The organism is Paraburkholderia acidicola, from assembly GCF_002362315.1.
Taxonomy (GTDB): domain Bacteria; phylum Pseudomonadota; class Gammaproteobacteria; order Burkholderiales; family Burkholderiaceae; genus Paraburkholderia; species Paraburkholderia acidicola.
Map to the genome: position 1 here is coordinate 744,997 of NZ_MTZV01000004.1, position 25,197 is coordinate 770,193.

Sequence of the window (25,197 nt, forward strand, 5' to 3'; positions counted from 1 at the left end):
CCGGGACGTTACAGCGAACCTCTATGAACACTACCCAAGATCTATCGATCGTTTCCCTCGTTCTCAACGCGAGCCTGCTGGCCCAGGCCGTGATGGCGCTGCTGCTGCTGCTGTCGCTGTTGTCGTGGACATTCATCTTCCGCAAGTGGTTTGCGATCCGGCGCGCACGCGCGCAGACCGAGCGTTTCGAACGCGAGTTCTGGTCGGGCGGCGACCTGCAGGCGCTATACCAGAGCGCCGCGAACAACCGCCACTCGATCGGCGCGCTCGAACGGATCTTCGAATCCGGCATGCGCGAATTCCTGAAGGGCAAGGAAAAACGGCTCAACGATCCGGGCGCGATCCTCGACGGTGCACGACGCGCGATGCGTGCCGCGTTCCAGCGTGAGATGGACGTCCTCGAAGCGAACCTCGCGTTCCTCGCATCGGTCGGTTCGGTCAGCCCGTATATCGGTCTGTTCGGTACCGTCTGGGGGATCATGAATGCGTTCCGCGGTCTCGCGAACGTGCAGCAGGCCACGCTAGCGAACGTGGCGCCCGGTATCGCCGAAGCGCTGACCGCCACCGCGATCGGTCTGTTCGCGGCGATTCCGGCGGTGGTTGCCTACAACCGCTACGCACACGATATCGACCGCCTCGCGATCCGCTTCGAGACCTTCATCGAAGAGTTCTCGAACATCCTGCAGCGCCAGGCGCACTAAGGAGCACACCATGGCCGGTTCCTCGTCATCCAGCATGCGCGGTAGCCGTACGCGCCGCGCGATGGCCGACATCAACGTCGTGCCGTATATCGACGTGATGCTCGTGCTGCTCGTGATCTTCATGGTGACCGCCCCGCTCGTCGCGCCGTCAATTGTTAATTTGCCGACCGTCGGTGGTGCCGCGCCCCAGCAGCAGACGCCGCCGGTCGTCGTCAACATCCGCGCCGATGGCAACATGAACGTCAAGTACAAGGACGATGGCGGCGCGACCCAGCAGGAAAACATGACGCGGGCCGACCTGAACGGCTTCATCACCGATCGCGCGCAAACCCATCCGGATCAGCCGGTCGTGATCGCCGCGGATAAAACCGTGAAGTATGAAGTCGTGATGAACGTGATGTCCGACCTGAAGGCCCGCGGCGTCAAGCGCGTCGGGTTGCTCGTCAAATCGCAATGAAACGCCAGGAATCCTCGTACCCGCTCCAGCCGCCGCGTGAACGCGGCACAGGACGTGCTATTGCGCTTGCGGTGGTGATGCATCTGTTGCTCGGGTACTTCCTGTATCACGGCATCCAGTGGCAGAACAGCACGCCCGCAGGCGCCGAAGCCGAACTGTGGACCGAAGTGCCCGACACCGCATTGCCGCGCCCTGTCGTGACGCCGCCCATCAAGGTTGCTCCGCCGCCGGTCGACAACACCGAAGCGGACATTGCGCTGCAGGAAAAGAAACGCCAGCAACAGGAAGCCGCACGTCAGGCGCAGCTCGCCGAGCAGCAACGGCAGAAGCAGCAGGCCGATCAGGAAGCGCAGGCACAACGTCAGCAGCAACTTGCCGCGCAGGCAGCACAACTGGCCGCGCAGAAAGCCGCCGATGCAAAGCAGAAGCAGCAACAGCAGCAGGCCGACAAGCTGCGGCAGCAACAACTGGCCGAGCAGCAGAAGCAGGATCAGTTGAAGCAGGCGCAGACCGACGCAAAGAAGAAAGCCGATGCGGATAAGCTCGCGAAGGCTAAAACGGATGCGCAGCAGACGAAGAAGCTCGATCAGGAACGGCGCGCGCGGCTTGCTCAGATGCAGGGGCTGGCCGGTGGCGGCGACGCTTCGAGCGGCGATGGCCTTGCGAAGAGCGGCACCGGCAGTGGCTCGGGTGGCTCGGCTGCGTCAGCGGGCTATGCTGAGAAGGTGCAGCGACGCGTACGGCCGAACATCGTGTGGGCCGGCGATACGCAGGGTCTTGAAACGGTAGTTGCAGTACGTTGTGCGCCCACTGGCACGCTGCTGAGCGCGACGATCACGCGTAGTAGCGGCAATGCGCAATGGGACGACGCGGCTTTGCGGGCGGTTCAGCGCTCCGATCCAATGCCGCTCGATACGAACGGCAAAACACCGGCGAGCTTTACGATTACATTGCGTCCGGCAGCCTGACAGCAGCCCGCGCCCCGGCCCACATGGCGTTCCGGGGAACGATTCGGGCGTTTGCGGGTCTGTCTGCTGTCGTAATCTGTTAGATCATCTGTTTTTTTGGGAATCGATAAAGCATGAGTTTGATGACCAAGCTAGGCCTGCGGACACTGGTCGCGTCGTGCCTGATTGCGGCAGGAAGCGCTGCGCACGCACAACTCAACGTCCTGGTAACCGGTGTCGGGTCGACGCAGTTCCCGATCGCCACCGCGAATTTTGCGAATGAGACGAATTCCCCTCAGCAGATCAGCACAATCGTGCGTCAGGATCTGCAACGCAGCGGCAAATTCACCAATGTCGATGCAGGCAGCGCGCCCATCTCCGAAAACGATTCAGTCGACCTCGGCAGCTGGAAGGCCAAGGGCGCGGACGCGTTCGTTGCAGGCAGCGTGAACCAGCTCGCGAACGGTCAATATGAAGTGCGTTTTAAACTGTACGACACGGTCAAGCAGCAAAGCCTTGGTGGGCTCGTGCTGGTCAGTCCCGCGAGCGGACTGCGCATGAGCGCGCACAAGGTCGCCGACTACATCTATGCGAAGCTGATGGGCTCGCGCGGTGTGTTTGCCACGCGCCTGTCATACGTGATCAAGACCGGTGGTCGCTACCAGTTGCAGATCTCCGATTCGGACGGACAGGACGCGCACATCGCGCTGTCGAGCCCCGAGCCGATCATTTCGCCGGCATGGTCGCCGGACGGTACGAAGGTCGCCTACGTATCGTTTGAAAAGAAGAAGCCGATCGTCTATATCCACGACCTGCCTACCGGTCGTCGCGTAGTGGTATCGGATCAGAAGGGCAACAACAGTGCCCCGGCATGGTCGCCTGATGGTCGCACGCTCGCCGTCGCACTGTCGCGCACCGGCAATACACAGATCTTCGCCGTCAACGCGGACGGCAGCGGCCTGCGCCGGTTGACGCAAGGCACCTCGATCGATACCGAACCTGCCTTCTCTCCCGACGGACAATCCATCTACTTCACGAGCGACCGCGGCGGCGCGCCGCAGATCTACCGCATGTCCGCCCAGGGCGAAAGCGCCGGTGGCGCGCAGCGCGTGACGTTCACGGGCAACTACAACACGAGCCCGCGCGTGAGTTCGGACGGCAAGCAGCTTGCCTATATCTCGCGCGTCGGCGGCGCATTCAAGCTATACGTGCAGGATCTGCAGTCCGGCGTTGCAACCGGGCTCACCGACACCACACATGACGAATCGCCGAGCTTCGCGGCGAATGGTCAGTACATTCTTTACGCCACTCAGGTGAACGGCCGTGGCGTGTTGGCGGCAGTGTCGACCGATGGTCGCACCCGGCAGGTCCTGTCCGTTCAGGGCGGTAGCGTACGCGAGCCGTCCTGGGGCCCGTTTATGCAATAACACACAAGGAGAGTTAAAAATGATGTCCAAACTTCGTATCGCATTTGCGGTCCTGATGGTCGGTGCACTGGCAGCGTGTCATTCGGGCGTGAAGCTCGACGACAACGCCAACAAGGGTGGCGCGGTCCAGACGACGCAACCGAACCCGACCGATGTGGCTCAGGTCAACGTCGATCCGCTGAATGATCCGAACAGCCCGCTCGCCAAGCGCAGCGTGTACTTCGACTTCGACGCCTACTCGGTGAAGGATGACTACCAGCCGCTGCTGCAGGCACATGCACAATATCTGAAGAGCCATCCGGAACGTCACGTGCTGATCCAGGGCAATACCGACGAACGCGGCACGAGCGAGTACAACCTGGCACTGGGCCAGAAGCGTGCTGAAGCTGTGCGTCGCGCGCTGTCGCTGCTCGGCGTGCAGGATTCGCAGATGGAAGCTGTGAGCCTCGGCAAGGAAAAGCCGCAAGCGACGGGTCATGACGAATCGTCGTGGGCCCAGAACCGCCGTGCTAACCTCGTGTATCAACAGTAATCGCAACGGGTGATAAGCCGTATGACGCATCGTTTCTTCCGGCTGCGAATTGCCACAGCCGCGGCCGCCTGTGCAGCGGGCATGGTCCTCGTGACCGTGCCTGCGCACGCGGGCATCTTCGACGACGACCAGGCCCGCCAGGCGATTCTCGACCTGCGCACGAAGACCGACAGCCTGTCGAGCCAGCTGTCCGCTGCACAACGCACGATCCTCGATCAGTCCAACCGTCTCGACCAGCTCAACCAGCAGGTCGCGACATTGCGCGGACAGAACGAGGACATGGCGAACCAGCTGACGACACTGCAGAAGCAGCAGAAGGACTACTACACCGACCTCGATGGCCGGCTGAAGAAGTTCGAGCCGCAGCAGCAGACTGTCGACGGCGTGCAGGGCACCGTGCAGCCTGGTGAAACGGATGCGTTCAACGCGGCATCACAGCAGTTCCGTGCCGGCGACTTCAAGACCGCGGCCTCATCGTTTCGCAGCTTCATCGCGAAGTATCCGCAGAGCCCCTACCAGCCGACTGCGCAGTTCTGGCTCGGCAACGCGCTGTATGCATTGCGCGACTACAAGGGATCGACGGCGACGTGGATGGGTGTCGTGAAGAATTACCCGCAGCATCCGCGCGCGGCAGACGCACTGCTGGCCATTGCGAACAATCAGCTCGAACAAGGTCAGAAGGCCGCGGCAAAGAAGACCCTCGAGCAGATCGTCGCGCAATACAGCGGTTCGGACGTTGCGCAGTCGGCGCAGGAGAAGTTGTCGCAGATCAAGTAGCAAGTAGGAGGCGCCTCGTGCGGCTGGCCGGTTTGTTTTGCACCATCCATCGGCCAGTCGTACGAAAGCGCAACGCGTAGTGCTGGACGTCATCATCACACGCGCCTCTCGCTGAAAAGCCCGGAGCATGTAGTTCATGCTTCGGGCTTTTCTTATTGGGCTTCTGTGGTCGTTGCCGAGGGTCAGGTTGACACTTCAGCGCGGCTCCCGCTATAATTCCGCTTCTGTTTTTGGGTCGTTAGCTCAGTTGGTAGAGCAGCGGACTTTTAATCCGTTGGTCACGTGTTCGAGTCACGTACGGCCTACCAAAAGATTCGAGGGCTTACATGCGAATGCATGTAAGCCCTTTTCATTTTTGCATATCGAATTACTTGCCCAGGAATTTGTTCAGTTCGTCCTTCAAGGTCAATGACACAAGGACTGCAAATCGATGGTCGCCTTCAAAAAAACCGGAGAAGCTCCAGCAACTCATGGTAGCTCCTCCGTGATCTGTGACGTCTACCCGGCGCTCGCGCGACGCTGCCGGAATACCTGACACCTCAGCTGATCAGCGCTGTCGCCTGGATGGATGATCCCGATGCAAGTGTGTAGGTAGACACCGCAGGGGTCGGGGTCAGCGTAACGGTCACAGAGCGGGAGTCCGTACCGGAGTCGATTCGCCGCGCGGTGAAGCTCACCGTTTGAGAAGTCTCACCCGCAGGGATGACGACGACACCTGGCAGCCCATCGTAGTCGTAGCGCTCTTTGGCAGTACCGCTCAGCGCGTAGGTTACGGCCAGAGGCCTGCTCAGGTCACCGCCTGTTCTGGTCACCGTCAGCTTGATCGGCTGGCCGACAGGAACCTGACTCGGCGTCATGCTCATGGTGACGGTCGTGTTCGGCATGGCGGTTGCAGGATTCTGGGTGAAGGCGGTATTCACCGAGTTCTTGCCGATGGACACGATGCCTCCCTTCGGATCGACGACATGCAGCGTACCCGTGAGGTTCGCGGCACCCGCGCTCGCCGGAGTATTGGGCGCGTCGGTAGTGACCAGAAAAGGCTCGCTGACGTTGGTGACGACAAGGAAGTTATTGAACTCGACGTGGCCGTAGCCCATCGCTACGCAGGGCGCCCGGTTACAGTCCATAGGCCCTCCGTTGTCGTAGTCATCAGCGGAAATGTCGATCACGTGGTCTCCGGCCGCGTCGAGAGAATTGTTCCAGTCGATGCACACGGAATTGGTCAGCGAGAGCAGGATGCCATGGGTGGGCTGGGTGCCTGCACTAGCCGACGGTCCACCCGACCAGTTGTTGGCAACCAGCATGCTGCGTTGAACAGGCGCCGTCGCAATCAATGAGTTCTGCAGGGTAAGTTTTCCGCCAATGACGCTCCGTCCGTCGCCGGCGACAAGGAAGTTCGGATAGGTCTGGTTCTGACCCGCTGTGAGAGGGCGTTGCTGGGCACCGAGCATGACGCGATCAAGGGTAATGTCTATGTCCGGCACCGACGTCGCGGTCTTCAGGTGCGCCGCCTGCAACTGCACACCACAGTTGACATTGTTCTCCATGACGCAGTCCTGGATCAGGATGTCTGCCAGCCGCCCGTATTCGTGTCCGAGGGTGCCATCGTTTACGCCGTAAATCCATCCACGGTCCGGCTCGAAATCGATGCCCGCATTCGGGCCAGCGTGGCCAGCAGAGCTGGCGCCTGTGAACGAGCAACCGGTGACCAGCAACCCGTCCACCGCGCAAACCGACATACCGTTGCGACCGTTGTTGTGACAGCTGACATTGATTACATGGACAGGATTGGTGCCGCCGGCACCGCCGCTATAGTTGTTGATGTCGGCGTTGTTCTTCACAGACTCTATCTCGATGCCGTCGCCAGGCGTGTTCTGAAGCGTGAGCCCTTCAACCAGCACATTGCCGGCGCTGGCAAGGAAGATGGCGCTGTTCTGCTGGTACTCCTCGTTGCTGTCCAGCGTGTGATCAGGATCATTGCCATCGAGGAAGGCTCCGTACCCCGAGATGACGATACCCCACGCGCTGTAGCCGTGGTTTGTGCTTGTTAGTTGGGCGCTCTTGTGACCGCCGATCGTGATCATTCGCGACCCTGCGGCGAACTCGGGCAGGTTCGCGCGGACGACAACGCCAGGCTCAAAGATGAGGTGCAGCGTCACAGCACCGGTCCGAAACGGATCAACCGGCGTATGCCAGCCAATAAACAGCGGTTTGGTTAACCAGTCACTGCCGTCGTAGGGCACGATTACCGTGGCAACACCGCTGGTAACGCTCGCGGCCGCCGCATCCAGTTGCTTCTGGATTACCGACGTGTCGCTCCCATTTCTGACAACCGTGAACGTCTGTGAGTCGTCTGCCAGGCGTGTGCGTTGCCGAAGGCCACCCACCGCTTGAGCGAACACGGGCCAGGCGATCGCGGATCCGGCGACCGCTCCAACGACTGCCGAGCCGATCAGGAACGACCTTCGACTGGGTCCGTTGGATGTTTTCGTACCTGCGATGTCTGTGCCTGGCACTGCCAATCCACGCTTTGAACTTTTCATCGTATCTCCTCTGTCGTCCTGCAGTTTTCACCGCCTTATGGCAGTACTTGCGGCGCGTTTTCCCGTTGACAAACTGCGCCACGAAATTGCGCGTACGTCCGAACTCTTCATGAGTCCGTGCCCTGTCTGCGTTGCTACTGTGAACAGCCGGGTGAAAAGATCGAGGCCGCTCATCTGGGAGAATGCCGCGCGCACAGCGGGTAGCCATGGCCAGGCTGTCAAAGCACGTGGCCGCAGGATCTGAATCGATTGCGTCGTTGGCAATGAGCGGTTGTAGTCACGATGCGTGCGGCAAAAGCCGTCACGATCGTGTGAGTGTCCCGGTGACCTGCATAGCGAAGTCCGGACCGATGGCTTATCGCGGTAACTCGGCGTGGTGCTCAAGATGCACGACGAAGACGCGTTGGATGTTTTCGCTTTCGAGTGGATTGGGCGAGGCGTCACTGAACCTTAGCCTGCGGACAAGCCTCACGCGCGGCCTGAACTCCGTCCGCATAAGCTGCATCAAACGCGCCGGCTTTCATACCGGCGCCAAACTGTGCCTGCAGCCGCTCACGAGACCATTTGCCGTTCCCGGTCGCTGCCGCCAGCAAATCGAACGCAATGGCCTGCGAGGAGTCCTGCGCATTGAACTTCCCTGAGCTATAACTCGTGGCAAGTAATCCTGCCGCAAGTGGATCGCACTGTCCGGCCGCATCCTTTAGATGATCGAGTGCGTCGTCTTTCCAGCGTTTGACATCCGGGCTCGCGGGATCACTTCCCGTTGACGGAATTTTTCCCGTCCCGTCGGGGCCTTCCAGAAAGAAATCGACCTGTGCGCCCGCTTGACCTGTGCGCGCAGCAAGCGCGAGAAATTTCAGACGCTCCTGGACTTCAGCAGGTGTGACCGCTGCGCATAGATGCGCGGCGTCGGCATGCGCAGCAGACGCCGCAGATGAAGCATGATCGCCCTGCTCCATATCGCGTTGACTAGAACCGGCTGCACAAAGCGACTCGGCCAGATAAACCTTATAGGCGGAATCCGCGTCACCAAGACGCGCGGCACCTTCGTATTGCGCAACGTACTGCGCAACAGTTTTCCCGCCCAGATCGACTATCCGCCCGCTGCTACCGATCAAGGACGGCCGCACCTGATCAGCAGTCGCTGCCACACCCGACGGCTCAAACTGCGAAAAAACCGAAGCACCGCCCTCGCTGCCTCTCAAGCCAGGCGCTGAAGCAGCGGCAAGCGCCGTCGGCGCTGGCCCGCGAGCGGTGTAATAGACGGCGGCCAGGACCATGCCCGTGAATCCAGCAGCAACCAGTAGCGTACGCGTCGGGTTCATGAGGATGGCCTGACCTTGCGCCCGATGTTTACTGCCAGAGATAGCAGTACGTTTCGTTGCTCTCGAGATTGTTGCCCAGCGCCGGCTGCGACAGGTCCCTGGTCCAGCCATTCGGATCGGTCGGTGTCGGTGTGTCGCCGCAGTTCGTATGGACCCAGTGAATCCCGACGTCACCGCCGGTGTAAAGCTCGCCGCACAGTTCGAGCTGATCGCCGACGAGAATCTGGTTCAACGGCGACGGCACGCTAGCCTGGTTTTTCTTGTAACCGTTGGCGAACACGTCGTCCATTGCGACGTCGTAGACCTGGCCATCGGTTCCTTGCAGACTCACGTGCGTGTGATCCAGATAGATACCATTGAGTTTCGATCCCGCTTTATACGTGGGCGCAGTCAGAACCGTACCGGTCAGCAAGGTACCCCCTTGACATACATCGGCGGCCAGCACGGGAAGGGATGCAACGGACAATGCCAAAGCAAGAAGAATGTTCTTCAATTAAACCCCCTCTAGGTTTGAATGGAATGTGCGACGTGGAATCTTTTCGAATCGTTCAGATGTGACGCTTGCAGTTTAATAACGAGCAACACTCGTTAAGATTCCGCTTTTCAAGATACACAACAGACGATGACTAAGGAATGAAATTCTCGTAGATCGATACTTTTAGAATCGGCGACTTTTCGCGATGCAGACTTCACCAAGCTTGCAGAATGCTTGAGCAGTACGCGTAAAATTTGAGCTTCTCTTGAGCATTCGTTTTTTAGCGAATCGAGTACAAATCCGGCTAAAAACAAGAAGAACGACTTCCTGGCGGCATCGACTTATGCAGGACGCAAAGCCGAGGAATCACGCGCCGACTTAAACGGACAAAGGATTTCTAAGAGCGCTCAGTAAAATCATGCGCGATGACTAAGCGCCAGGCACTCACGCTAAAGGATTATTTTTGGGAGCATCCTTCCTTGAGCTCCACTTTCTTGTGCCCTAACCTAAACGCAGACACAACACACTGAAAGGAGGCCGCAAGCGTCTACGGCTCTCCCCATCACAACACTTCTACTCCAGATCAATCGCTTCCGAACTTCGGCGAACGCGGACCGTACAACAGACCATCCGGCGGCCCGGCAGACAACAGTCGCTGGCTCGTCAGCGCAGCCACATCGACGCTGTCATCGGTTAGCGTATGCGCAATCTGTTTGACTGCTGCCTGTGCGAGCATCCCGATCAGCCCCAACCCGCTAGTCAGGTTGACATTCGCACCGACTTCCTTGCCTGTCGCTCGCCCCGTTCCCTGCCACAACACGTCGCCCGTTTTCAGATCGACGAGCTTCGCCGATGCCGCAACGACCGTCGTGCTGTCCAGCACGGTATAGACCGAGCCGTACTGCGTCACCTTTATATATAGCGCCGCGTCGGCACCGAAGATGTCGTGAAGCTTCGCTGGAGCGACCTGCTGGATGTCCGTCGCCGTGGTCAGACCGTTGTGCTTGAACGTCTCTTCCATCGGTGCGACCGGAACCACGTAGTACCCGGACTCGGCAAGCGGCAACGTCACCTGCGACAGCACTCCGTACGTTGCCTTCACATCCGCCGTGTCGTTGATCGGCGGCAGCACCAGCACGGAACGCGGCTGGCTCTTCTTGAATGCGGTGTAGTCGGGACGCTGCGCCGGCCCCGCGCACGCAGCAAGCAAGGTCAGCACAGCGGCAGCCGACAGAAACTTCAGTGAAATCAGTTTGAACATGACTGCGCTCTTATTGTTGTGCGGATTTTTTCAGCAAAAAATCCATATAGGTCGACGATTCCGGAAACGACTGCTTTTCCGCCTCGAACTCACTCGCGGCTTGCTGATCTTTCCCGACGCTCGCGTACAGCATCCCGAGGTGCGCATGGAATCCGGGCGGCGGGCGATTACCCTTCGCACGAATCTGCTGCAGCGATTTCTCCAGCGCATCGATCTGCGCCTGCGGATCGGTTTGCCCCTTGAAGTATTCATAGACCTGCGGTTGATAACCATCCCATTGATACAGCGGCGGAGTGGAATGGTTGGTGGCGCACCCGGTTAGCAAAACGCTCGCTGCAACAAACGATAGCCACGCGCCTTTACTGGAAACTCTGGTCTGCATGTTGTTCTTGAATTAGATGATTGAGAAAGTACGTACTGCGGAATTACTTCGGCGTGTTGAGTGCGCCCGCATCGACCTGTTCGACGAGATGATTGACCGCTTCCTGGATTGCCAGATCGAGCACCTTGCCGTTTAGCGTGGAGTCGTAACCCGCGGTTCCGCCGAAGCCGATAATCTCGCGATTCGACAGGCTGTATTCGCCTGCACCCTGACTCGACAGGACGACTTCGGAGGTCGTCGTGTTGACGATGTTGAGGCTGACCTTCGCGTACGCGACCTGTTCTTTACCGCGCCCGAGAATGCCGAACAGTTGCTGATCACCCACTTCCTTGCGCCCGAACTCGGTGACATCCCCGGTCACGACGAAATTCGCGCCTTTTACTGCCTGAGCCTTTTTCAGGAACCCTGCCTCCTGCTTGATCTCATCCAGATTGTCGCGATCGAGCACATTGAAGCGGCGGCTCTGTTGCAAGCTGGTGATCAGAATCGTCTTCGCCTGTCCGCCGAGACGATCGATACCATCCGAGAAAATGCCGCGCATATAGCTCGACCGGTTGTCGAACTTGCCGACCGCAATTTCGGTTGGTTTGCCGGCAAACGGTGTTTGCGCGCTGCTGATAACCGGTACCGGTAGTGATCGCGACGCTTCGGTTGCGCAACCACTCAAGGTAATGGCAATCGCTGTTGCCGAAATGAGCGTGCTGTAACTATTCAATTTTTTCAAAGGGATCTCCTTGCTAAACCTGCGCACTGCTTAAGCGTATGGTTCGGATGTTTTGTGGCCTTCTTTGCAGCATTCACCCGCGCTGTCCGATGCGCCACAAGCAACCCGACCTGTTTGTTAAACCGGCTTGTGATTGTTGATCCAGCCTGACTCTTGTCCTTGTCCAGGATCGGCGCGCTTGAAATAACCTTGGCAACGGCGATCTATTGACGTTTTTTAGACTGGTGCAAGGTAACCGAAATGCTCAGTATCGCGTTGTGAACAATTGCAAAATCGACGGCAGGCGGAGCGAATCTGCGGATTGAGGAATAGCGAGATTGCGAGGCACGGGGCGCCGGTTGTGCTCAAGGGCACAACGACGCGATAGCGTGCCGCTGCACGAGCGGTACGCTATCGAAGGTCTGCACTTACTGCTGCTGCGAATCCTGCTGATGCGCTTTCACCAGATCGCCCATGCTATCGAAGCGAAAATCGAACGTCGGCTGCGTCCCCGGATTCAGCGTTGCACCGAACCCCTGCTTCGCGTGCCGGCGATTGATCCAGCACGACGCGAGACCCAGTTCATTGGCGGGCTTGTGATCGTGGAACAGACTCTCCGCGGTATGCAGGATCTTTTCTTTGCGAATGCCACGATCGCCGAGTTTTTCCAGCAGGTATTCGAAATTGCGTAGCGATGGCTTATAGGAGCCGACGTCCTCGGCGGTGATCACCCCGTCGAATTCCACCTGCAGCTTTGCATTGCTATAAGCAAAGCTCTCGTTATCGATGTTCGACAGAATGACGAGCTTGTAGTGTTTCTTCAGATATTGCAGCGCGCCCGCCGAATCTTCGAACGCTGGCCAGTTCTGTATCGACTTGCCGTACGCAATGCATTCGGCAAGCGTGGGCGCGACCTGCCATTCCTCGGCTAACCGTTTGTAGACGATCGCGAGCAATTCCTGGTATCGCTTCGCAGGTGTGGCGTTCTGTTGCGACGCTTCGTGCCGTGCGTGCGCTTCAAGCACCTGGTCGCGTGTTAGCGGTCGCTTCACGCGCTCCAGAAGAGGCCGCAGTCCCTCGAGGATACCGGTCTCCCAGTCGATCAAGGTTCCGTAGCAGTCGAACGTCAGCGTATCGAAGTCGGCGAGATTCATACCAGGTCCCCTCCAGTTGTTCACAGGACGAGATCACAGTGTATGGCCCCGCAGCGGCAGACGTTGCCGAAGCCACGCTCGTCGCAGGGATTAGCTGGAGCGCCGATCGCTAGACCACGACCACCGTCGCACCCGCACTTTCAAGACGCCGTCGCGCCGCTTCCACCTCGTCGGTCGACGCAAAGTCCTTCAGTTTTTGCGGCGCAGATTCGACAAGATCCTTCGCGTCTTTCAAATCCAGGCCCATCAGTTCGCGCACTTCCTTGATCACGCTGATCTTGTTGCGCCCAGCGTCCATCAGGATCACCGTGTGCCCGCTCGTCGGACCGGTGGTGGTGAAGCGGGTTACTTTCGTAGTGACGAACGGTCCCGGCGATTTCAACGCTTCATAAGGATCGCCGTAACCCATTTCGATCGGGTCGATCGCGATGGTCTTGGGATCGTTGGGATCGACCCGCAGCGGCAGTTCCGCACCGGCGTGCGCGATGCGCGCAACCTTCTCGGGTGTCGACAAGGTGGTGGTCAGTTCCGCGCGATAGGGCCAGGCGCGCTCTGGAGTGACTTCGATTTCCAGATGCCATTTGCTGATGCCGCGCGACTCGAGCAACGCATTGCCGAGCGGCATCGATTCCGCCGACTTCACGACACCCTTCGCCTTGTCGCCGGCACGCAGGATCTGCGGTCCGAGCACCAGTGCATCGAGGCGATTCGTCCCTTCCGGCAGCGTCTGTCCGCCGGTCAGCGATGCGGGCGCGAGCGAGACCTTCGACGGATCGTTCGCATCGAGCACGACGTAGAGCCGGTCGCCGCGCGTGACGGATGCGCCGTCCGGCACGGTCATCGTCACCCGACGCTTGGGCGCCCCGATCGCGTCGAGTTCGAGTTGCGCCTCCGGGTTGCCCGGCACGAACGACAATACCGACAGCACTTCTGCCACACCAAGCATCGACAGATCGATCGATGTCCCGGTGCTGGACTCCGCACCCGCGGCCGTCCCTGATGCAGTTGCCTTCGCGAACAGATCGGCAACGGCCGCGGCACTGAGCCCTGCGCCTGCGGTAGTCCCCGATGAAGAAGCTTTTGCGAGCGCGTCGGCAACCGCCGCGTTGATCTGCGACTGAAACGCACTGTTGTTGGTGAAACTGGTATTTACCGTCGACTCGAACTCACGTTGAATCGTCCGCACCCGTTTCGTCGCGCGCCGGATCGACAGAAAAATGGCCAGGCCCACGACAACCAGAACAACGAGCACTATGAGCGCTTCCATGCCGCACCTCGAACGTTATTCGTGCAATACCGCTTCCCGGCTACGCAGCGTCTGCTGGAGCGCAGTCAGCCCTTCTTGCAGTTCGATCAGATGCTCGAGCATCCAGACGCCGGTGCGTCCGTCGGTCAGCGCGTTCAGCAGCGCGCACTGGCCAACGAGCCGCTGGTCCCAACCGATCAGCGCCTCGAGCGTGCCCGCTTCGTTGCGATAACGTTGTGTCATGCGGTCGTTCTCGGGCACCGGCTGGGCCTGCAGCCGGCCACCGATCACCCCGATGTCCGCAGCGAGCCGCTCGAGCTTGCGCGCATCGGCGGCGAGCGCCGGGTCGGGAAACGGTTTCTCGCGTGTCGGTGTCGGAAAGAACTCGCGACGGTACGCAGCCTCGGCGGCCTCTACCGTCGCGCGCGCCGTGCCGAGCAGCCAGCCGGCCTTGCTGCGCACCAGTTGATCATCAGCGCGCAGCTGGTTCTCCTTGCGATAGAAGTTGTAGCCCCAGCCGTGGAACAGATTGATCGCGGCCTGCCGCAGCGCCCCTTCGTCGTAGAAGTCCTGACTCATGATCAGGCGGGTCCCGTCAGTCCCGTGCCAGCCGACACCGGATAGATCCCGGTGGCCGGACTACCGATCTGGAAGGGCAATCCCGCAGCCGCATTCGGCGCGGATACGAGGCCCTTCTCGGCCATCCGCAGTGCGAGGTAATAGCGGACCGCTTCGATCGGCGTGAGACCGATTTCCTGCAGCGAGATCAGTTCGCGCATCCGTTCGTCCTTCGGCACGATCAGCACCTTCAGGTCGTTCAGCATGATGCCGAAGATGCGCAGGAAATCGGCCAGATGCGTCTTCACCGATTCGCGGATCTCGTTGATGTGTTCGTTGATGTTTTCCATCTTCGTGACCTGCACGATCTGGTTGATCGCTTGCTCGATCGCCGGGCTCGCGTAATCGGCAACCTCCTGCGTATCGATCACATGGCCGTTGAACGGCAGATGCGTAATCAGATCGAGTGCCGCTTCCTTCGAATCGATATGAATGTAGTAATCGACCTGATACGCCATTTCAGCCATTTCCGCGCTGGTCGCAATACCCTGGCTGCGCACCAGCAGTTTGGAACGGTTCACGTAAATGACTTCGAAAATCCACGGCGACGCACCGCCGAAAAAACCCTGTGCAATCGAACCCAGAATCGGTTTATCGGGTGTGGTCAGCGCATATTGGCCGGTTTCGTAAACATTCAGAACCGCACCGCGCGATTTGAGCACGCAGAAATGATTGCTTTCGACGGTGAGTAGTGAGCCGGACACGATGCTGTCGTCGACGATCTTGACCGCGAGACTGCGTGTACCGAGCATATCGGTGCCGTCACGCTGCAACGACGTGATGACCTGCCTGGTGATTGCCATGCATTCCTCCGTGGTATTCAGGTATATGCGCATCGAGTGAGGCTAAAGATAGTCGATTCATCAGCGCTTATCCAGCGCTTATCTGTAGCATTCAATGTCATTACAAAATCGATCCGGTGATGTTTAGAAAGTCGCCCTGAAACCAGGCTCAAACGAATGATCGTTGTTTCATGAAACAGACACGTTCGGGCAGTTCTCACATCGTTGCGCGGACAATCAATCTAGAATCGCCCTGGTGACAGAGCGCACCGGGTGCGCACCTCTCCCCTTTCTCCGGAGCTTCTTCATGCGCTACACCTACACCGCCACCGACACCGGCTTCGTCGCACTGGTCGACGGCTACCGCGTGTGCATCGTCGGCGGTCCTTCTCCGATTGCGGACCATGTGGACTATCGCTGGACCATTGAGGCCGATGACGCCGAAGACGACGAACAGGCGTTTGCGGCCGGGACCGGCGAAATACTCGCCAGCGGCGAGACGGTCACGCCGCGCCAGGCCGACGCCCAGATTGCCGCGTGGCTCGATGCTTACGGTTGATCGCGGGCATCGCATCCGCAAGCTCGCCGCCCGCGTGTAACGCCACAGGTCGCGCGCCTTCACCTTCACGCAACCCCGTAACACCGCAACGCCAGGGAAAGTCCCACCGGCAGGGACTATTGACGCCAAATTGTTCACAGGAGAACATCAGATTCATCAATAAATACATACAAACCCGATTTGAGGCGGTTTGCCACGTCGTGCGCCGACCCAGGTGCCGGACACCGCTCGCAGGTAATCAGGAGACGAGGTATGAGAACCAGAGTTGCCTGCAGCACGCTTGCCGCTGCGTTGCTATGTCTCGGCATGGCGAGCGTGGCCGGCGCACAGACAGCGACCCGCGACACTTCGTCGGCGAAGATCGCGCTGTCCAACAACTACGCCGGCAACAGCTGGCGTCAGATGATGCTCAAGAGCTGGTCAGACGTCGCCGATATCGCGGTCAAGCAGAAGGTCGTTGCAGCCGCACCGACTTTCACCACGGCGGAGAGTCAGGCAACCGAGCAGGTTCAACAGATGCAGAATCTGATCCTGCAAGGCTTCAAGGCGATCGTCGTCGATGCGGCTTCGCCTACTGCGCTGAATGGCGTGATCAAGCAGGCGTGCGGCGTGGGCGTGACGGTGGTGTCGTTTGACGGAATCGCTACCGAACCCTGCGCATACCGGATCGCCGTCGACTTCCGCAAGCTCGGTTCGATGCAGGTCGACTACCTGGCGAAACGCCTGAACGGCAACGGTAACCTGCTCGAAATTCGCGGCCTGGCCGGCGTCTCCGTCGACGACGAGATTCATGCGGGCATCGTCGATGAGCTGAAAAAATATCCCGGTCTCAAGCTGGTCGGCTCGGTGCATGGCGACTGGACGCAGACCGTGGCGCAGAAACAGGTAGCCGGCATTCTGCCGACGCTGCCGAAAATCGATGCGGTCGTCACTCAGGGCGGCGACGGTTTCGGTGCGGCGAAGGCCTTCGCAGAAGCGGGACGTCCCACACCGATCATCATCCTCGGCAATCGCCAGGAAGAACTCGCGTGGTGGGCGCAACAACGCAAGAGTGGCTATCAGACGATGTCCGTGACCATCCCGCCAGGTGCATCGACCTTCGCGTTCTGGGTCGCGCAGCAACTGCTTGCGGGCAAGAAGCTGCCGCACGACATCCGCATGCCGCTGCTCGAAGTCAAGGCGGAAGAACTCGATGCGGTCCTTGCGAAGACGCCGCCCGGCTCGCTCGCCAACAAGGAATACACGCGCGACGAAGTCATCAAGATCGTCGACGCTCAATAGCGCGCGTTGCGGTTCTAGCCTGACGAGGGGGAAGACACATCGTGGTCGCTGCAGCAGGATCGTCTGACAGTCACCCGGGCGTCGCGCTGATCGGTCTTGCCGGCATCAGCAAGACTTTCGGACAGGTCAAGGCGCTGAGCGGTATCGACTTCGTCTTTCGCAGCGGCGAATGCGTCGGCATCGCCGGACACAACGGCGCGGGCAAGTCCACGTTGATGGCAGTACTCGCAGGCGTCTACACACCCGATGAAGGCACGCTGTCGATACATGACCGGCCCGTGGCGCACTACGACGCCAACGCCGCACGCGAAGCCGGTGTTCGCTGTGTCTTCCAGGAGCTATCGCTCTGCGCGAATCTCTCGGTGACCGAGAACATGTGCATCCTGCATCCCGAACTCAAGGGCTACGGCTGGCGCAAGAAAGCCACGGCGCTGATGCGCGAACAACTCGATGCAATCTTCCCCGGTCATGGATTGAACGGCTCCGAGCTGGTGGCCGATCTGACGCTCACGCAGCGTCAGATGGTCGAGATCGCGCGCGCGTTCACGGTCATGCGCGCACCGGTGAAACTCGTGATTCTCGATGAACCGACTTCGAGTCTCGATGGACATACTGCCGCGCAGTTGTTGACGTTTGTGCGCGCAGTCGCGCAGCGCGGCATTACCTGCATTCTGATCAGCCACATGCTCGGTGAAATCGAACGCGTGGCCGACCGCGTGCTCGTGATGCGCGACGGTACAACTGCTGCGCTGCTGCCGCACGAAGGACTCACGCAGGAAGCCATCGTTCGCGCGATGGGCCAGCACGTGGAAGCCGATTCTCAGACGCGTGAGTCGAATCGCGCGCCACGTGATGCCGCGCACTTCACCTGGCACGTCGGCCCCGCTGCACGACGCTCAACGATCGAAGCGGCGCGCGGCGAGATCGTCGGCTTTGCCGGTCTTGCGGGACAAGGACAGACCGAAGCGCTGCTGGCCATCTATCGAAGCGCCACGCGACGCAGCGCGCAACAGCGCGTCGCCTTCGTCGCAGGCGACCGTGCGAGCGACGGTGTATTCCCGCTCTGGTCGATCAGCGAGAACCTGGTGTTACGTTGGCTCAACGGTGTGCAACAAGGAGGGCGCTGCCGCCTGTTCGTCGACGCAACAGGCGCACGTACGCTCACCGAAGACTGGCAGTCGAAGATCGGCATTCGCGGCGCGGCGATGAACGCAGGCATCCTGTCGCTCAGCGGCGGCAACCAGCAGAAAGTGCTGTTCGCCCGCGCGCTGGCTTCGGATGCCGACCTGATCCTGATGGACGATCCCACACGCGGCGTCGACGTCGGCACCAAGCACGACATCTATCAACTCGTGCGCAGCGAAGCGGCACGCGGCCGCACGTTCATCTGGTACACCACCGAAAACGACGAACTCGCGCACTGCGATCGCGCGTACGTGTTCCGTTCCGGCTGCGTTAACCGTGTACTCGATGCGCACGAATGCGACGAAGAAACGCTGCTCGCCGCCAGTTTCGAGGAGCATGCCGCATGAGCCGCATGGCATCGTCTCCCGGAGTGCTGCGACAGGTGCCGCTGCGCGCCCTGCTGCCGCTGTTTTCGCTGATCGCGATCCTCGTACCGATCTTCATCCTGCAGCCCGCCACCTTCAGCTATTTCGGTCTTGGCCTGCTGCTCAATCTCGCGGTGCCGATCGTCTTCGCGACGCTCGCACAACTGGCCGTCATCACCGTCAACGATCTCGATCTGTCGATCGGTTCGTTCGTGAGCCTCACTGCCTGCATCGGTGCGACGCTGCTCGTGCGCGAACCGTGGCTAGGCATTGCGGCGCTGGCGGGTTGCGTGCTGCTCTATGCAGCGATCGGCGCGTTGATCGAGTACCGTCAGATACCGTCGATCGTCGTCACGCTCGGTCTGTCGTTCGTCTGGACCGGGCTCGCGGTGTTGCTGCTGCCGTCGCCTGGTGGCACGAGTCCCGCGTGGCTCACCGGTCTCATGACGTTCCAGACGCCGCTGATCGCGGCACCTGTCGTGTGGTCGGTGGCGATCGCGCTCGTCGGGCATCTGCTGCTGATGCGCTCGTCGGCGGGCGTACGTGTGCGGGCCGCCGGTGGCAACCCGCGCGCGATGAGCCGCTTCGGCTGGTCGATGATCAAAAGCCGCGCGATCCTGTACGGCATCGCTGGCATCTTCGGTGTACTGGCGGGGCTCTCGCTGCTCGGCCTCACCACCTCTGCCGATTCCAATCTCGCACTGCGCTACACGCTGCTCTCGATCGCGGCGGTGATACTCGGCGGTGGAGAGTTTGTCGGTGGACGTGTCTCGGTGTGGGGCGCCGTGCTCGGTGCGATCACGCTGACCGTCGCCGCGTCGTTCCTCGCGTTTCTCGACATCGCGCCCGACTGGCAGGTCGGTATGCAAGGCGCGATCCTGATCGTCGTGCTGTCGCTGCGCGTCGTGCTGCAACGCCGGGGAGACCGCCCGTGAATGCGCCCTCGCCGCTGCAGTCCGGAACTGCGTCGCCGCCCGCGTCGAGCCTCGCAGCGAGCAGCGGGCGCCTGCGGATATTGCGCGCACCGTGGGCATGGTCGTTCGCCGGTGCGGCGATTGTCGGCGTCGTCATTGCGAGCGTGTTCGGATTGTCGATCGCCGGCAATGTCGTGCTGACTGCCCTCGTGTTCGGTACGTTCATGGTGCTGGTCGGTCTCGCGCAGATGCTCGTCATCACGTCGGGGCCGGGCAATATCGATCTGTCCGTGCCATCTGTCATCGCACTCGCGGGCATGATCGGTATGCACGTGATGGCCTCGAGCGGTGTCGTTGCCGGTTTCGCTGCGGCAGTCGCAGCCGGTGTCGCGGTAGGGTTCGCGAACTATCTGTTGATCCGCACGCTGCGCATTCCGCCGATCATCGCGACGCTCTCGTCGAGTTTCATCGTGCAGTCGGTTGCGATCACGCAGAGCCACGGCATGAACGCGCCGCCCGCCGCACTCGAAGTGTTCGCTAACGGTCGGTTGCTCGGCGTACCGCACCTCGCGCTGATCGCGCTGGTGCTGTCGGTGGCGATCGCGATCCTGCTGCATCTAAGCGTGTTCGGGCGTGGTCTTTCCGCCGTCGGTCAGAATCCGCGTGCTGCGTGGCTCGCCGGTGTCGGCGTAGAAAAAACGCGCTGCGCGGTCTATCTGATGTCCGGTGCGATCGCCGCATTCACGGGCGTGCTGCTCTCGGCGGTATCGGGCGGCGCGACACTCGACATGGGCGTCGAGTACATGCTGATCTCGATTGCGGTTGTCGTGATCGGCGGTACGCTGGTGACCGGAGGACGCGCGACGGTGACCGGCGTATGGGGCGCGTCGATGTTCCTGTTTCTCACCAATGCCGTGCTCAACGCACTCGGCGCCGGCGCGGGCATACGCTCGATCGCCTACGGTGTGTTGATCATCGCTGTGGTCGTCGCGGCCGGCGGCCGAACCGCGCGCTGATCAACGCAACCGCTTTTTCAACGGACGATAACCGCCATGAACGCACACGATTTCGAAATTCACGACGAACGTTTTCGCGCGCTGCTGCTGCCCGATGAACCGCTCGAGAAACTCTATGGCGATTGTCTGTGGGCGGAAGGTCCGGTGTATTTTCCGGCTGGCGACTATCTCGTCTGGAGCGACATTCCGAACAGCCGCATGTTGCGTTGGGTACCGGGCATGGGCGTCGGCACGTTTCGCGCGAATTCGAATTTTTCCAACGGCAATACGCGCGACCGCGACGGCCGGCTGGTGACCTGCGAACACCGCACGCGCCGCGTCACCCGCACCGCACACGACGGCACCATCACCGTGCTGGCTTCGGCCTACCAGGGCAAGCGGCTCAATTCACCGAACGATGTCGTAATCAAATCCGACGACACGATCTGGTTCACCGACCCCGACTACGGCATTCTGAGCGACCGTGAGGGCGGTATTGCGGAGAGCGAGATCGGTCGATGCAATGTGTATCGCATCTCGCCTCATAACGGCGAAGTCACGCTCGTTGCCGACGATTTCGTCAAGCCGAACGGCCTCGCGTTTTCACCGGATGAGTCGCGCCTGTATATCGCCGATTCGGCCGCCTCGCATATCGAGGGCGCGCCACATCACATCCGTGTGTTCGATGTGGTCGACGGCACACTGCGCAACGGTCGTGTCTTTGTCGAGATTGCGCAGGGCGTACCCGACGGCATGCGCGTGGATGAACATGGCAACGTCTGGACCAGTGCGCGCGACGGCGTGCATTGCTATACACCCGATGGTGAACTGCTCGGCAAGATCCTGACGCCCGAAGTGGTTGCGAATCTGACGTTCGGCGGGGCGCTGCGCAACCGGCTGTTTATTACCGCCAATACTTCGTTGTATTCGCTGTCTGTAGCGGTGCGCGGCGCGACCGTTTGATCCAGCGAAACAGGTGGTGTCTCCCGTCGCTGCGAGACACCGCCCCGTCAATCTGCATACACAGCACTCACACGCAACTTATGCGCCGCGCGTCAACTCCGCATCGATCGCTTCGAGCAGGCGCGGATCGTCGGCGGTGATGTCCGGCGCGAAACGCCCGATCACGCGGCCGTCGCGGCTCACGAGAAATTTCTCGAAGTTCCACAGCACGTCGGGTGCCGGGTTCGGCGCAATACCGTAGCCCTTCAGGCGCTCGCGGAACGGACCGTCGCCGGATGCATCCGGTTGCGCCGCGGTCAGTGCGCCATACAGCGGATGCTGATCCTCGCCGACCACCGAGATCTTCGAGAACAACGGAAAGGTCACGTCATACGTCGTGCTGCAAAACTGCTTGATTTCGTCGTCGCTGCCGGGCTCCTGCCCCTTGAAGTTGTTGGCCGGAAACGCCAGCACTTCGAGACCCGCAGCGCGCTTCTGTTCATAGAGCTTCTCGAGCCCTTCGTATTGCGGTGTCAAACCGCATTTCGACGCAACGTTGACCACCAGTAGTGCGCGACCCTTGAACTGGTCGAGCGTGAGTTCGGTGCCGTCGATCGACTTCACCGGAATGTCATAGATAGCTTCGCTCATGGTGCTGCTCTCTCCTGGACTGAAATATCGCCGGATCGGCGGATGTTCACACGCGGGTTGCAGTGCAGTGGCCGCGGGGATGTTGCATTGCCCGGGCCACGGTCGGCAGGATCGATGATGCCACGTCGCCGTGAATCCTTCAGACGGCGCAACAGCAGCAGCCCAGGTCAGAACCAGGCCGTGGACTTAAGCAACACGCGCTTGCCCGATTGCCGCTGCAGCGCCGCTGGCACCAGGATCATGACGGTCGCGATCCGCAGCATTGCGCCGACAACCCACAAGGAAACCGGGAACGTAATCGCCGCGACAAAGAACAGCAATCCTTGCGTGCCGAAGAAAAACGTCGCCACCTGATACGGCACGAGCAGAACCGGCACGATCGCCATCACGATGCGCGTATGCCAGATCGAGAACACGGTCTTCTGCTCGTACATGTCCTCGAAAATCTCGAAGAGCCTGTCGTCGCAAACGATTGCGTTGCCCGATACATCGAAGGCCTCATCGACAAACGTCGAATGTCTGACGAAGCGGCGCAGGTCGACATACGAAAACGCTAACCAGTAACCCGTCAACACCGCGCCCAGGACGAGACTCACGAGGTGCGCACGATCCGGCATCGGCGCAAAGGCGAAAAAGAAGAAGTAGAACGTGACGCCGAACAGCGCGTAGATCGACAGCGCACCCAGCAGCTTGACGATGCCGACAATCACCAGACTCGTCGAACGGCGAAACAGCAGCAGGATCAGCAGCGGTCCGCCGAGGCACACCACCGCGATACCGATACTGATCCGTCCGGGCAGCAGCGACATGCCGAGATCGCACCAGTAAGCGAAGTAGGCGAGCACGATCGCGAAGGCGTTGAGAATCGCCCCCGAGACGACCGTTCGAACGACGGCCGCCCGTAGCGAATAGGACGTCTTCGTGGCTCCCGCGCTATGCGTCACGGCACCCTCAGATCCGGGAAATGTCGGATTGTACGGTCGGCATGGCAGATCGCGTCAGGAGTCGTGTTCCTGCCCGCTGTGCTCGAGCGCTTCGAGAAAGCTCGCGCACCACCAGTGCACATCGTGTTCGCGAATGCGCTGCGTAAGCCGCGTGTGCCGATTGATGCGTTCGTCGAGCGGCATGGTCAGTGCGCGCTGGATCGCCTGCGCGGTGCCTTGCGCATCGTAGGGATTGACGAGCAAGGCGTCGGTCAGCTGTTCGGCCGCGCCGGCAAAGCGCGACAGCACGAGCATGCCAGGATCGGCCGGGTCCTGCGCCGCGATGAATTCCTTCGCGACGAGGTTCATGCCGTCTCGCAACGGCGTGACGAGCGCGACGCGACTTGCGCGGTATAGACCCGGCAGGCGCTTGCGCGCCACATTGCGGTGAATGTAGCGCACCGGCATCCAGTCGAGTTCCCCATAGTCGCCGTTGATCTCGCCGCACAGGCTGTCCATCTGCCGGCGCAGATCGTCGTAGGCACCGACGTCCTCGCGGCTGGGTGAGGCGATCTGGATCAGCGTCGCGCTGTTGTGATTCTCGGGATATTGCGCGAGCAGTTCGCGAAACGCATGCACGCGCTGCGGCAAGCCCTTCGAATAATCGAGCCGGTCGACACCGATCAATAGACGTCGCCGCGAATACTCTTCGCGCATGCGCACGAACATCTCGCGCCCTTCCTTCCCTTGTGCGAGCCCGGCAAATTCGTCGACATCGATACCGATCGGATATGCGCCCACGCGCAGCGTGCGCTGAAACGCCCGCAGACGACCCGGCTCCAGCCGGTGCGCCTGCGCTTCCGATTCGACGTAGTGCGCGAAATGCGTGACGTCGGCTTCGGCCTGAAAACCCACGAGGTCGTAAGCGAACAGCGAGCGCATCAACCACTCGTGCTCCGGAATCGCCGCCATGATGAGCGGCGGCGGCATCGGGATATGCAGAAAGAAACCGATGCGGTTCGTGCATCCCATCGCGCGCAGTTCGGCGGCAAGCGGAATGAGGTGGTAGTCGTGAACCCAGATCAGATCGTCGGGTCGCAGCAGCGGCATCAGCTTGCGCGCAAACAGCTGGTTGACGCGCCGGTAGCCGGCTGCGAAACGGACATCGAAGTTGGCGAGGTCGAGCCGATAGTGAAACACCGGCCACAGCACATCGTTGGCGTAGCCGAGATAGTAGGTGTCGTAGTCGCGCTGATCCAGATCGAGCGTGGCGAGCGTGACGCTGCCTGTCGTCTGTACGCGTACATCGGGTTGACCCGCAGCAGCGTCCGTCTCGCTGCGGATCTTTCCGCTCCAGCCGAACCATAAACCGCCGGTCTGTTGCAGGCTTTCACGCACCGCGACTGCCAGCCCGCCCGCTGCGGTCTTGCGCGGGTCGGCAGTGCGGTTGGAAACGACGACCAGACGGCTCATCGAGCGAATGGTCGGTGGACTAGCTGTTCACTACGTCCTTGAATGCCTTGCCCGGGGTGAACTTCACTGTTTTTGCCGCGGCGATGTTGATGGTGGCGCCCGTGGCTGGGTTACGCCCGGTTCTCGCAGCACGCGAGCCCTGGCTGAAAGAACCGAAGCCGACGAGCTGCACGCCGTCACCCGAGGCAACCGCCTGGGTAATGGCGTGAATTACCGCATCGATGGCTTCTCCGGTGGACGATTTGCTCGCACCTGTGGACGCTGCCACAGCGTCGATCAGTTCCTGCTTGTTCATGGAATCTCCGTGGTGGTCATGTTCGGTTCAATGGCAATCCGCTGCCAGGACACCCTTGATCTGCGGTGGCGCCTGCGCTCTCAGACGCTGGGCAGAGACAGAGCCCGTCCATACCGTAACCCAACCGGCCCTCATTGCACAAGCCTGAGGATCGTGGCACGGACGTCCGCTTTGCCGCCAGGATCGGCCTCCGGCGGGCTTTTCGGCGGGTTCCGGCCAGCTTCCAGTCGGCCGTGGCAACGCCTGAGAGGCGTCGAATCATACGGCATATTGAGCTATATACG

The 25,197-nt window shown here is 60.5% G+C and carries 26 protein-coding genes and 1 tRNA gene; 13 read left to right on the top strand and 14 right to left on the bottom strand.

Going from position 1 to position 25,197, the window contains the following annotated elements; translation table 11 throughout:
* Nucleotides 1-23: 23 nt before the first annotated feature.
* From tolQ to BWP39_RS13625, 7 genes are all read left to right on the top strand, one after another.
* Nucleotides 24-701: a protein TolQ gene (gene tolQ / locus BWP39_RS13595; protein ID WP_091010097.1), complete on the top strand. Its 678-nt coding sequence runs from the start codon at nucleotides 24-26 to the stop codon at nucleotides 699-701.
* 10 nt (nucleotides 702-711) lie between these two features.
* The gene (gene tolR, locus BWP39_RS13600) at nucleotides 712-1,158 is read left to right on the top strand and encodes a protein TolR (RefSeq protein WP_096720933.1); all 447 of its coding nucleotides are present in this window, start codon (nucleotides 712-714) and stop codon (nucleotides 1,156-1,158) included.
* Complete coding sequence (gene tolA / locus BWP39_RS13605; protein ID WP_096720935.1) at nucleotides 1,155-2,126, top strand: cell envelope integrity protein TolA; 972 nt, start codon at nucleotides 1,155-1,157, stop codon at nucleotides 2,124-2,126. Before tolR ends, tolA begins: the two co-directional genes overlap by 4 nt.
* Before the next feature lie 113 nt (nucleotides 2,127-2,239).
* Nucleotides 2,240-3,532 carry a Tol-Pal system beta propeller repeat protein TolB gene (tolB, locus tag BWP39_RS13610; RefSeq protein WP_096720937.1) on the top strand — a complete coding sequence of 431 codons (1,293 nt, stop codon included), beginning with the start codon at nucleotides 2,240-2,242 and terminating at the stop codon, nucleotides 3,530-3,532.
* A gap of 19 nt (nucleotides 3,533-3,551) precedes the next feature.
* Nucleotides 3,552-4,064: a peptidoglycan-associated lipoprotein Pal gene (gene pal, locus BWP39_RS13615; protein ID WP_096720939.1), complete on the top strand. Its 513-nt coding sequence runs from the start codon at nucleotides 3,552-3,554 to the stop codon at nucleotides 4,062-4,064.
* A 21-nt stretch (nucleotides 4,065-4,085) separates the two neighbouring features.
* On the top strand, nucleotides 4,086-4,841 hold the full coding sequence (gene ybgF / locus BWP39_RS13620; protein WP_096720941.1) for a tol-pal system protein YbgF: 756 nt from the start codon (nucleotides 4,086-4,088) through the stop codon (nucleotides 4,839-4,841).
* A 232-nt stretch (nucleotides 4,842-5,073) separates the two neighbouring features.
* Nucleotides 5,074-5,149: transfer RNA gene (locus BWP39_RS13625), tRNA-Lys, on the top strand.
* A gap of 231 nt (nucleotides 5,150-5,380) precedes the next feature.
* On the opposite strand, the gene BWP39_RS13630 is transcribed toward BWP39_RS13625, so the two are convergent.
* The 10 genes from BWP39_RS13630 to BWP39_RS13675 form a co-directional block, all read right to left on the bottom strand.
* Nucleotides 5,381-7,384, bottom strand: coding sequence for a right-handed parallel beta-helix repeat-containing protein (locus BWP39_RS13630; RefSeq protein WP_133116872.1), 2,004 nt, complete (start codon nucleotides 7,382-7,384; stop codon nucleotides 5,381-5,383).
* 440 nt (nucleotides 7,385-7,824) lie between these two features.
* Nucleotides 7,825-8,709 (bottom strand): hypothetical protein, encoded by an 885-nt coding sequence (locus BWP39_RS13635; protein ID WP_096720945.1) that lies wholly within the window; start codon nucleotides 8,707-8,709, stop codon nucleotides 7,825-7,827.
* A gap of 28 nt (nucleotides 8,710-8,737) precedes the next feature.
* Nucleotides 8,738-9,202, bottom strand: coding sequence for a hypothetical protein (locus tag BWP39_RS13640; RefSeq protein WP_207556804.1), 465 nt, complete (start codon nucleotides 9,200-9,202; stop codon nucleotides 8,738-8,740).
* A gap of 565 nt (nucleotides 9,203-9,767) precedes the next feature.
* Nucleotides 9,768-10,445 carry a DUF799 domain-containing protein gene (locus BWP39_RS13645; RefSeq protein ID WP_096720947.1) on the bottom strand — a complete coding sequence of 226 codons (678 nt, stop codon included), beginning with the start codon at nucleotides 10,443-10,445 and terminating at the stop codon, nucleotides 9,768-9,770.
* A 10-nt stretch (nucleotides 10,446-10,455) separates the two neighbouring features.
* Entirely contained in the window at nucleotides 10,456-10,827 is a 372-nt protein-coding gene (locus BWP39_RS13650) for a DUF4810 domain-containing protein (protein ID WP_096720949.1), read from the bottom strand.
* A 43-nt stretch (nucleotides 10,828-10,870) separates the two neighbouring features.
* Entirely contained in the window at nucleotides 10,871-11,542 is a 672-nt protein-coding gene (locus tag BWP39_RS13655; protein WP_170043872.1) for a CsgG/HfaB family protein, read from the bottom strand.
* Between the two features lie 416 nt (nucleotides 11,543-11,958).
* Complete coding sequence (locus BWP39_RS13660) at nucleotides 11,959-12,684, bottom strand: haloacid dehalogenase type II (RefSeq protein WP_096720953.1); 726 nt, start codon at nucleotides 12,682-12,684, stop codon at nucleotides 11,959-11,961.
* Between the two features lie 109 nt (nucleotides 12,685-12,793).
* Nucleotides 12,794-13,951, bottom strand: coding sequence for a ribosomal protein L7/L12 (locus tag BWP39_RS32090; protein ID WP_207556805.1), 1,158 nt, complete (start codon nucleotides 13,949-13,951; stop codon nucleotides 12,794-12,796).
* Nucleotides 13,952-13,966: 15 nt separating this feature from the next.
* Nucleotides 13,967-14,509, bottom strand: a complete 543-nt coding sequence (locus BWP39_RS13670) for a hypothetical protein (protein ID WP_096720955.1) — start codon at nucleotides 14,507-14,509, stop codon at nucleotides 13,967-13,969.
* A gap of 2 nt (nucleotides 14,510-14,511) precedes the next feature.
* Nucleotides 14,512-15,351, bottom strand: coding sequence for an SPFH domain-containing protein (locus BWP39_RS13675; protein WP_096722560.1), 840 nt, complete (start codon nucleotides 15,349-15,351; stop codon nucleotides 14,512-14,514).
* 286 nt (nucleotides 15,352-15,637) lie between these two features.
* Between BWP39_RS13675 and BWP39_RS13680 the strand changes: the two genes are divergently transcribed.
* The 6 genes from BWP39_RS13680 to BWP39_RS13705 all read left to right on the top strand — a co-directional run bounded on the left by BWP39_RS13680 (nucleotide 15,638) and on the right by BWP39_RS13705 (nucleotide 21,592).
* Nucleotides 15,638-15,889: a hypothetical protein gene (locus BWP39_RS13680; RefSeq protein ID WP_096720957.1), complete on the top strand. Its 252-nt coding sequence runs from the start codon at nucleotides 15,638-15,640 to the stop codon at nucleotides 15,887-15,889.
* 252 nt (nucleotides 15,890-16,141) lie between these two features.
* Nucleotides 16,142-17,170 carry an ABC transporter substrate-binding protein gene (locus BWP39_RS13685; protein WP_096720959.1) on the top strand — a complete coding sequence of 343 codons (1,029 nt, stop codon included), beginning with the start codon at nucleotides 16,142-16,144 and terminating at the stop codon, nucleotides 17,168-17,170.
* A gap of 41 nt (nucleotides 17,171-17,211) precedes the next feature.
* Entirely contained in the window at nucleotides 17,212-18,702 is a 1,491-nt protein-coding gene (locus BWP39_RS13690; RefSeq protein ID WP_096720961.1) for a sugar ABC transporter ATP-binding protein, read from the top strand.
* A gap of 5 nt (nucleotides 18,703-18,707) precedes the next feature.
* The gene (locus tag BWP39_RS13695; RefSeq protein ID WP_096722562.1) at nucleotides 18,708-19,655 is read left to right on the top strand and encodes an ABC transporter permease; all 948 of its coding nucleotides are present in this window, start codon (nucleotides 18,708-18,710) and stop codon (nucleotides 19,653-19,655) included.
* A gap of 14 nt (nucleotides 19,656-19,669) precedes the next feature.
* On the top strand, nucleotides 19,670-20,650 hold the full coding sequence (locus BWP39_RS13700; protein ID WP_096722564.1) for an ABC transporter permease: 981 nt from the start codon (nucleotides 19,670-19,672) through the stop codon (nucleotides 20,648-20,650).
* A gap of 36 nt (nucleotides 20,651-20,686) precedes the next feature.
* On the top strand, nucleotides 20,687-21,592 hold the full coding sequence (locus BWP39_RS13705) for an SMP-30/gluconolactonase/LRE family protein (protein WP_096720963.1): 906 nt from the start codon (nucleotides 20,687-20,689) through the stop codon (nucleotides 21,590-21,592).
* 78 nt (nucleotides 21,593-21,670) lie between these two features.
* Here BWP39_RS13705 and BWP39_RS13710 read toward each other — a convergent pair whose 3' ends face one another.
* The 4 genes from BWP39_RS13710 to BWP39_RS13725 all read right to left on the bottom strand — a co-directional run bounded on the left by BWP39_RS13710 (nucleotide 21,671) and on the right by BWP39_RS13725 (nucleotide 24,913).
* Complete coding sequence (locus tag BWP39_RS13710) at nucleotides 21,671-22,222, bottom strand: glutathione peroxidase (RefSeq protein WP_096720965.1); 552 nt, start codon at nucleotides 22,220-22,222, stop codon at nucleotides 21,671-21,673.
* Between the two features lie 167 nt (nucleotides 22,223-22,389).
* Nucleotides 22,390-23,166 (bottom strand): hypothetical protein, encoded by a 777-nt coding sequence (locus BWP39_RS13715; protein WP_096720967.1) that lies wholly within the window; start codon nucleotides 23,164-23,166, stop codon nucleotides 22,390-22,392.
* A gap of 54 nt (nucleotides 23,167-23,220) precedes the next feature.
* A complete protein-coding gene (gene otsA / locus BWP39_RS13720) occupies nucleotides 23,221-24,618 on the bottom strand; it encodes an alpha,alpha-trehalose-phosphate synthase (UDP-forming) (protein ID WP_096720969.1) in 1,398 nt (465 codons plus the stop codon).
* A gap of 19 nt (nucleotides 24,619-24,637) precedes the next feature.
* Nucleotides 24,638-24,913 carry an HU family DNA-binding protein gene (locus BWP39_RS13725; protein WP_091010055.1) on the bottom strand — a complete coding sequence of 92 codons (276 nt, stop codon included), beginning with the start codon at nucleotides 24,911-24,913 and terminating at the stop codon, nucleotides 24,638-24,640.
* Nucleotides 24,914-25,197: the final 284 nt, after the last annotated feature.

Bases quoted from the DNA above. Each gene is read 5' to 3' on its own strand.
- tolQ (WP_091010097.1), top strand. From the start codon at position 24: ATGAACACTACCCAAGATCTATCGATCGTTTCCCTCGTTCTCAACGCG.
- tolR (WP_096720933.1), top strand. From the start codon at position 712: ATGGCCGGTTCCTCGTCATCCAGCATGCGCGGTAGCCGTACGCGCCGC.
- tolA (WP_096720935.1), top strand. From the start codon at position 1,155: ATGAAACGCCAGGAATCCTCGTACCCGCTCCAGCCGCCGCGTGAACGC.
- tolB (WP_096720937.1), top strand. From the start codon at position 2,240: ATGAGTTTGATGACCAAGCTAGGCCTGCGGACACTGGTCGCGTCGTGC.
- pal (WP_096720939.1), top strand. From the start codon at position 3,552: ATGATGTCCAAACTTCGTATCGCATTTGCGGTCCTGATGGTCGGTGCA.
- ybgF (WP_096720941.1), top strand. From the start codon at position 4,086: ATGACGCATCGTTTCTTCCGGCTGCGAATTGCCACAGCCGCGGCCGCC.
- BWP39_RS13630 (WP_133116872.1), bottom strand. From the start codon at position 7,384: ATGAAAAGTTCAAAGCGTGGATTGGCAGTGCCAGGCACAGACATCGCA.
- BWP39_RS13635 (WP_096720945.1), bottom strand. From the start codon at position 8,709: ATGAACCCGACGCGTACGCTACTGGTTGCTGCTGGATTCACGGGCATG.
- BWP39_RS13645 (WP_096720947.1), bottom strand. From the start codon at position 10,445: ATGTTCAAACTGATTTCACTGAAGTTTCTGTCGGCTGCCGCTGTGCTG.
- BWP39_RS13650 (WP_096720949.1), bottom strand. From the start codon at position 10,827: ATGCAGACCAGAGTTTCCAGTAAAGGCGCGTGGCTATCGTTTGTTGCA.
- BWP39_RS13660 (WP_096720953.1), bottom strand. From the start codon at position 12,684: ATGAATCTCGCCGACTTCGATACGCTGACGTTCGACTGCTACGGAACC.
- BWP39_RS32090 (WP_207556805.1), bottom strand. From the start codon at position 13,951: ATGGAAGCGCTCATAGTGCTCGTTGTTCTGGTTGTCGTGGGCCTGGCC.
- BWP39_RS13670 (WP_096720955.1), bottom strand. From the start codon at position 14,509: ATGAGTCAGGACTTCTACGACGAAGGGGCGCTGCGGCAGGCCGCGATC.
- BWP39_RS13675 (WP_096722560.1), bottom strand. From the start codon at position 15,351: ATGGCAATCACCAGGCAGGTCATCACGTCGTTGCAGCGTGACGGCACC.
- BWP39_RS13680 (WP_096720957.1), top strand. From the start codon at position 15,638: ATGCGCTACACCTACACCGCCACCGACACCGGCTTCGTCGCACTGGTC.
- BWP39_RS13685 (WP_096720959.1), top strand. From the start codon at position 16,142: ATGAGAACCAGAGTTGCCTGCAGCACGCTTGCCGCTGCGTTGCTATGT.
- BWP39_RS13695 (WP_096722562.1), top strand. From the start codon at position 18,708: ATGGCATCGTCTCCCGGAGTGCTGCGACAGGTGCCGCTGCGCGCCCTG.
- BWP39_RS13705 (WP_096720963.1), top strand. From the start codon at position 20,687: ATGAACGCACACGATTTCGAAATTCACGACGAACGTTTTCGCGCGCTG.
- BWP39_RS13710 (WP_096720965.1), bottom strand. From the start codon at position 22,222: ATGAGCGAAGCTATCTATGACATTCCGGTGAAGTCGATCGACGGCACC.
- otsA (WP_096720969.1), bottom strand. From the start codon at position 24,618: ATGAGCCGTCTGGTCGTCGTTTCCAACCGCACTGCCGACCCGCGCAAG.
- BWP39_RS13725 (WP_091010055.1), bottom strand. From the start codon at position 24,913: ATGAACAAGCAGGAACTGATCGACGCTGTGGCAGCGTCCACAGGTGCG.